General features: G+C 64.0%; 4 protein-coding genes. All 4 read right to left on the reverse strand.

Translation table 11 applies throughout. The features are described from left to right. Positions 1-114: 114 nt before the first annotated feature. The gene (locus tag EOA32_RS33075) at positions 115-2,409 is read right to left on the reverse strand and encodes a bifunctional salicylyl-CoA 5-hydroxylase/oxidoreductase (protein ID WP_128373963.1); all 2,295 of its coding nucleotides are present in this window, start codon (positions 2,407-2,409) and stop codon (positions 115-117) included. Positions 2,410-2,596: 187 nt separating this feature from the next. Beyond that, complete coding sequence (locus tag EOA32_RS33080; RefSeq protein WP_245499471.1) at positions 2,597-3,196, reverse strand: VOC family protein; 600 nt, start codon at positions 3,194-3,196, stop codon at positions 2,597-2,599. A gap of 82 nt (positions 3,197-3,278) precedes the next feature. Next, the gene (locus EOA32_RS33085) at positions 3,279-4,109 is read right to left on the reverse strand and encodes an ATP-binding cassette domain-containing protein (RefSeq protein WP_128373964.1); all 831 of its coding nucleotides are present in this window, start codon (positions 4,107-4,109) and stop codon (positions 3,279-3,281) included. After that, the coding region (locus EOA32_RS33090; protein WP_145971434.1) for an ABC transporter ATP-binding protein at positions 4,102-4,834 on the reverse strand (733 nt) is incomplete at its 5' end. The genes EOA32_RS33090 and EOA32_RS33085, both read right to left, overlap by 8 nt.

The following is a 4,834-nucleotide window of genomic DNA, read 5'->3' on the forward strand; positions in this document are numbered from 1 at the left end:
GACGGGGAGAGGGGGCCGCCAGCGTTTGAGCTTGTGCCTTCTCCCCGTCCTTCACGGGGAGAAGGTGCCGGCAGGCGGATGAGGGGCAGCGCCGACGTGAAAACATAAATGCGCTCATACCTTCAGCCCTGCCGCCGCTTCGCGTTCGGCCAGCCGGTAGATCTGGTCGCGTCCGCGTAGATAAGGATCCGGCCATTTGACGCCGCGATCGCCGAGGGCGACCGCCGCATGCAGCGTCCAATAGGGATCGCTGAGATGCGGCCTGGCCAGCGCCACCAGATCGGCGCGTCCGGCCATCAGGATCGAGTTGGCGTGGTCCGGCTCGTAGATGTTGCCGACCGCCATCGTCGCCATGCCGACCTCGTTGCGGATGCGGTCGGAGAACGGCGTCTGGAACATGCGGCCATAGACCGGCTTGGCGGCGATCGTGGTCTGGCCCGCTGAGACGTCGCAGAGATCGACGCCGGTTTGATGCAGAAGCTTGGCGATCTCGACCGCATCGGCCGGCGTGACGCCTTCGATGCCCACCCAGTCATTGGCCGAGATGCGCACCGAGATAGGCTTTTCGGCCGGCCACACGGCGCGCACCGCGTGGAAGATCTCCAGCGGATAGCGCATGCGGTTCTCCAGCGAGCCGCCATAGTCGTCGGTGCGCCTGTTGGTCAGCGGCGTGATGAAGGCGGAGAGCAGATAGCCATGCGCGGCATGGATCTCCAGCATGTCGAAGCCGCAGCGCTCGGCCATCTCCGCCGCGGCGACGAACTGGTCGCGCACAACGTCCATGTCGGCGCGGTTCATCGCCTTCGGCACCTGATTCTGTGGCGACCACGGCACGGCTGAAGGCGCCATCACCGGCCAGTTGCCGGAGGGCAGCGGCTCGTCCGTTCCTTCCCAGCCGAGGCGGGTCGAGCCCTTCGGGCCTGAATGGCCGATCTGGGCGCAGATCTTGGCTTCGGTCTCGGCGTGGACGAAATCGACCAGCCGCTTCCAGGCGACCTCATGCTCGGGCTTGTAGAAGCCGGTGCAGCCAGGGGTGATGCGTCCCTCCGGGCTGACGCAAGTCATCTCGATATAAACGAGCCCGGCCCCGCCCTTGGCGCGCTCGGCATAGTGGGCGAAATGCCAGTCGGTCGGGCAGCCGTCGACCGCCTTGTACTGGGCCATCGGCGAGACGACGATGCGGTTCGTGAGCGCCATCTCGCGCAGTCTGAATGGCGCGAACATCGGCGCGCGGCGCAGCATGTTGCCGCCGGCGCCGGCCTTGCGCTGGAACCATTCCTCCGCGCCCGCCAGCCATTCGGCATCGCGCAGACGAAGGTTCTCGTGGCTGATGCGCTGCGAGCGGGTGAGCAGCGAATAGTTGAATTGAACTGGATCCAACCCGAGATAACGTTCGACTTCCTCGAACCATTCGAGCGAGTTGCGCGCCGCCGATTGCAGTTTCAGCACCTCGGTGCGGCGAGCATCTTCGTATTTGCGGAAGGCCGCTTCGAGGTCGGACTCGGACTCGACATAGTCGGCGAGCGCGACGGCGCTCTCCAGGGCCAGCTTCGTGCCGGATCCGATCGAGAAATGCGCCGATGCCGCCGCGTCGCCCATCAGCGCCAGATTCTTGTAAGACCAGCGCTCGCAAAGCACGCGCGGGAAGTTGATCCAGGCCGAACCTCTGATGTGATTGGCATTGGTCATCAGCGAATGGCCGCCGAGATGCTTTTCGAAAATGCGCTCGCAGACAGCGATCGATTCCTGCTGCGTCATCGCGCCGAAACCGAAGGCAGCCCAGGTCTGTTCGCTGCATTCGACGATGAAGGTCGCGGTCTCGCTGTCGAACTGGTAGGCATGCGCCCACACCCAGCCATGCTGCGTCTTTTCGAAGATGAAGGTGAACGCGTCGTCGAATTTCTGCGTGGTGCCGAGCCACACGAACTTGCATTTGCGCGTGTCGATGTCGGGCTTGAAAACGTTGGCGAAGGTGGCGCGCGACTTCGAGTTCAATCCGTCGGCCGCAACGACAAGGTCGTGCGTTTCCATGAACGGCCTGGGATCGGAAATCTCGGTCTCGAACATCATCTTGATGCCGAGCTCGCGCGCTCTGCGCTGGAGCAGAATTAAAAGCCGCTTGCGGCCGATGCCGCAGAAGCCGTGGCCGGTCGACACCGTGCGCACGCCGTCATGAATGACGGCGATGTCGTCCCAGTAGGCAAAATGCTTCCTGATCCAGACCGCGCTGACAGGGTCGTTCCTGGTCAGGTTCTCCAGCGTTTCGGCCGACAGCACCACACCCCAGCCGAACGTATCGTCGGGGCGGTTGCGCTCGTAGACCGTCACGTCATGCGCGGCGTCGCGCAGCTTCAGCGAGATGGCAAAATAGAGGCCGGCCGGTCCGCCGCCGAGAACCGCAACCTTCATGTCTTGCGATCTCCTCTAGAGCAATTCCAGGGAAAGTGCGTAGCGGTTTCCCGTCCGGAATTGCGTCAAACGCTCAATGGGCATCAGGGACCGCCGAGGGGCCGGCGGTTCCAACATCAGTATCGCGCCTGCCGGCAATTATTTCAAGCTTAAAGTTTCATAATTGAACAATTGCGGCGCGATCAGCTCACTTGGCTGGATCTTTGGGACTCCACAGCACAGTCTCGGCGCCTTTCTCGTAAGCCATGCCGTCGGGATAGCTGATCGCTTCCAGCTGCAGTCCCCAGGGCGCCTGGAAGTAGAGGATGGTTTGACCGGCGGCCGGTCCTTCTTTGACCGGCAGAGGACCCATCCTGGTCTTCACGCCCTTGGCATCGAGATAGGCCTTCGCGGCGGCGACATCGTCGACATAGAAGGCAATATGGAAGCCGCCGATGTCGCTGTTCTTCGGCGTCAGGTCCTTCTGGTCGGGCGCGGTGTATTTGAACAATTCGATGTTCGATCCATAGCCGCAGCGTACCAGGGTGATTTCCTCGATTACCGCTTTTGGATCGACGCCGAGCAGGTCCTGCATGAAGGTGCCCTTGTCGTCGGCGAACGGCCCGAAGGACATCGCCTTCTTGCAACCGACCACATTGGTGAAGAAGTCGACGGCCTGCTTCATGTCGGGCACGGTGACGCCGGTATGGTCGTGGCCGCGCATGCCGGGGATCGAGTCGGCCGAAGCCGTTCCCATTGAGCCGAACAGGATTGCGCCGACCATTGCGCCGCTTGTTGCGTATCTCATGTCAACCTCCATTGGCGGGCTGACTTTGCTCCCATGCACAACCGAGGCCCGCTGTTCGGTGTGCGGACAAGGTTTGCCTTTCTCATGCCGGTGCCTTTGCAGGCGGCTGCAGCCAGTCCGCATCGATCTCAGGCAGCGGGATGGCAGCGAGCAGGTCGCGCGTGTAAGTCTCCTTCGGATTGTCGAAGAGCGCGTCGGTTGCGCTGGCTTCGACGATCCTTCCCTCGCGCATGACGATGACTTGCCGGCAGAGCCGCCGGATCACCGACAGATCATGGCTGATGAAGGCGACCGTCAGCCCCATCTCGGCCGCGAGCTTTTCCAGCAGCGTCAGGATCTGTGCCTGCGTCGAGACGTCGAGGCCGGAGACGATCTCGTCGGCCAAAACGAATTTCGGCGACAGCGCCAGCGCCCGTGCGATGCCGACGCGCTGGCGTTGCCCGCCGGACAGCTCGTGGCGGTAGCGGCCGGCAAAACTCTGCGGCAGGCCGACACGCTGCAGGGCTTCCGCCACGCGCTCCTTCAGCCGGTCGCCAAGCCCGTTCTGCCTCAAGGGTGCCGCGATAATGTTGAAGATGGTGTGCCGCGGGTTGAGCGAAGACATCGGGTCCTGGAAGATCATCTGCAGGTCGCGACGCAGCGGTCTGAGCTCCGCTTCCGAAAGATGGCCGATGTCTCGCCCTTCGAAGCTGATCGAGCCGGCGCTCGGCTCGATCAGCCGCACCAGCGCGCGGCCGAGCGTCGACTTGCCGGAACCGGATTCGCCGACGATGCCGGTCACCGATCCCTTGGGCAGGTCGAAGTCCAGTCCTTTGAGGATCTCGGCCAGTGGCGCCCGGCCGATCAGCGGCTTGCGCGTCATGTCGGGCAGCGCCACCTTCAGCCCGCGGACGGAAAACAGCGGCTCAGCCATGGCTTGGCCTCCACGCCCTGTCGGCGCCCGCGATCTCGTCCGCGAGCCCGGCCAGCACGGTTTCGTTCACCGGCTTCAGCGATGCGTAGGGATCGGTATAGCGCGGCGTCGCCGCGATCAGCGCCCGCGTGTAGGGGTGCTGCGGCGATGCGAAGAGGTCGGCGGTCGCGGCTTCTTCGACCACCTTGCCGGCATAGAGCACCGACACTTTCTGGCTGATCTTGGCGACGACACCGAGATCGTGCGTGACGAACAGAAGCGCCGTGCCGTGGTTGCGCTGCAATTGCGCGATGAGGCGCAGGATCTGCTTCTGCACGGTCACGTCCAGCGCCGTCGTCGGCTCGTCGGCGACGATCAGTCTGGGCTCGGCGGCGAAGGCGGCCGCGATCAGCACGCGCTGGCGCATGCCGCCCGAGAGCTCGTGCGGATAGCATTTCAGAACACGTTCGGGCTCGCGGATCTGCACCTCTTGGAGCAACTGCCGGATACGCTCGTCTGCCTTTTCACCGCTCCAGCCGAGGATGCGCACCAGCCGGTCGGTCGTCTGCGGGCCGATGCGGCGCGACGGGTTGAGTGCGGTGAGCGGGTCCTGTGGGATCAGCGCGCTACGCGCGCCGATCAGCGTCCGCCGCGCCTTCGCATCGAGGCGGCCGAGACTCTCGCCCTCGATCAGCATCTCGCCTTCGACGATGCGCACGCTTTTCGGCAGCACGCCGAGCACCGCC

The sequence above is a fragment of the Mesorhizobium sp. M1A.F.Ca.ET.072.01.1.1 genome, from assembly GCF_004023325.1.
In the GTDB taxonomy this organism is placed as follows: Bacteria; Pseudomonadota; Alphaproteobacteria; order Rhizobiales; family Rhizobiaceae; genus Mesorhizobium.